The 244-nt window shown below is 39.3% G+C and carries 1 protein-coding gene; it reads right to left on the reverse strand.

The features are described 5' to 3' along the window. Window positions 1-27: 27 nt before the first annotated feature. Window positions 28-244 (reverse strand): hypothetical protein (locus AACW06_RS20635; RefSeq protein WP_238336796.1); only part of this gene is annotated, 217 nt, incomplete at its 5' end.

A 244-nucleotide genomic window follows, 5' to 3' on the forward strand; every position in this document is an offset into this window, starting at 1 on the left:
CACATAACAAGCAATTCAAGTGGATTCTCAACGCGTGGCAGTTTTACTATGCGTTGAGTAAAGTGTTTTATGGTGCAATGCAGTGGCTTGGCCAGTGCGTTGTTCACCACTTAATTGGGCGTTATGTGTTTGATGAGTTTTTAAGGTCAAAGCTACGATTTTATTGAGAATTTGTTCTGTATTTTCGGCAAGTTGGCTTGGTCGAAATGGATTCTTGAACAACCTGAGATTTATCGTTTTTAAG

Source organism: Vibrio sp. S12_S33 (genome assembly GCF_963889785.1).
In the GTDB taxonomy this organism is placed as follows: Bacteria; Pseudomonadota; Gammaproteobacteria; order Enterobacterales; family Vibrionaceae; genus Vibrio; species Vibrio aestuarianus.